Source organism: Thauera sp. (assembly GCF_035444905.1).
Taxonomy (GTDB): Bacteria; Pseudomonadota; Gammaproteobacteria; order Burkholderiales; family Rhodocyclaceae; genus Thauera.
Genome location: NZ_DAOMPS010000149.1, coordinates 1 through 1,379, shown reverse-complemented (window position 1 = coordinate 1,379; position 1,379 = coordinate 1). Strand labels below are relative to the sequence as shown.

Genomic DNA, 1,379 nt, shown 5'->3' with positions numbered 1-1,379 from the left:
GGCCGCAAGGATCGCTACGCGATGCTTCCGCCCCTGCTGCTGGAGCGGTTGCGCGTGTGGTGGCGGGTCGCCCGGGCGCAGGGCAAGATGCTCGATGGCGGCTGGTTGTTCCCGGGCCTCAATCCGATCGAGTCGCTGAGCCCGCGCCAACTCAATCGCGCGGTTCAGGCCGCCGCCCTGGCGGCCGGCATCGACAAGCGGGTGTCGATGCACACGCTTCGCCACTGCTTCGCGACCCACCTGCTCGAGCAGAAGGTCGACATCCGCATCATCCAGGCGCTGCTCGGCCACAAGAAGCTCGACACCACGGCGATCTACACCCAGGTCGCTGCCGACCTCCTTCACGAAGTCGTCAGTCCGCTGGAGACCTTGCAGTCGGCGTAGGCGCATCGTGGCTCGCCCCGCACTGGAGGTCGCGGACATCTTCCGCGCCTTCGGGCCGGCGTGGCGTCTCGCCCAGCACGGCCACTTGAGCCTCGGGCAGTTGAAGGTCATGTCGGCCATCGAACAGTGCCGCACTGCGGCGCTGGGTGGGCATGTGCTGCGCTGTGAGGCCTGCGAGCAGATCGACATCAGCTACAACTCGTGCCGCAACCGGCACTGCCCGAAGTGTCAGGCGCGGGTTGCCCAGCGTTGGCTCGAGGCCCGGCAGGCGGACCTGCTGCCGGTCGAGTATTACCACGTGGTCTTCACGCTGCCAGCGCCGATCAGCGCGTTCGCCTACACGAACAAGGCGCTCGTCTATCGGCTGCTGTTCGAGGTCGCCGCCGAGACGCTGCTCACCATCGCTGCCGATCCGAAGCACCTCGGCGCGACGATCGGCGCCACGCTCGTGTTGCACACGTGGGGTTCGGCGATGACGCACCACCCGCACGTGCACGGCATCGTCCCCGGGGGCGGCCTGTCGGCCGACGGGCAACGCTGGATTGCCTGCCGGCATGGCTTCTTCTTGCCGGTCCGCGTGCTCTCGCGGCTGTTCCGGCGGCGTTTCCTGGAAGAGCTGGCGAAGGCGCATCACGCCGGCGTGCTGCGCTTCTTCGGCGAGTTCGCCCCGCTGGCACAAATGGCCGCGTTCCTGCGCTGGCTCGCACCGCTGCGCACGAGCGAATGGGTCGTCTATGCCAAGCGGCCCTTCGCCGGCCCCGAGGCGGTGCTCGCCTACCTGTCGCGCTACACCCATCGGGTGGCGATCTCGAACCGTCGCCTGGTCTCCCTCGACGCGGGCAGCGTCTCCTTCCGCTGGAAGGACTATCGCGCCGAGGGGCGCACCCGCCACAAGACGATGACGCTCACCGCCGGGGAGTTCATGCGCCGTTTCCTGCTGCACGTGCTGCCGTGCGGCTTCCACCGCATCCGGCACTACGGATTGCTCGCCAACG

2 protein-coding genes are annotated in these 1,379 nt (G+C 68.3%); both read left to right on the top strand.

Annotated features, from left to right (window positions below; translation table 11 throughout):
• The coding region (locus PLC66_RS22715) for a tyrosine-type recombinase/integrase (RefSeq protein ID WP_324544446.1) at positions 1-384 on the top strand (384 nt) is incomplete at its 5' end.
• 7 nt (positions 385-391) lie between these two features.
• Positions 392-1,379: IS91 family transposase (locus tag PLC66_RS22710; RefSeq protein WP_324544445.1), on the top strand; the 988-nt coding region annotated here is incomplete at its 3' end.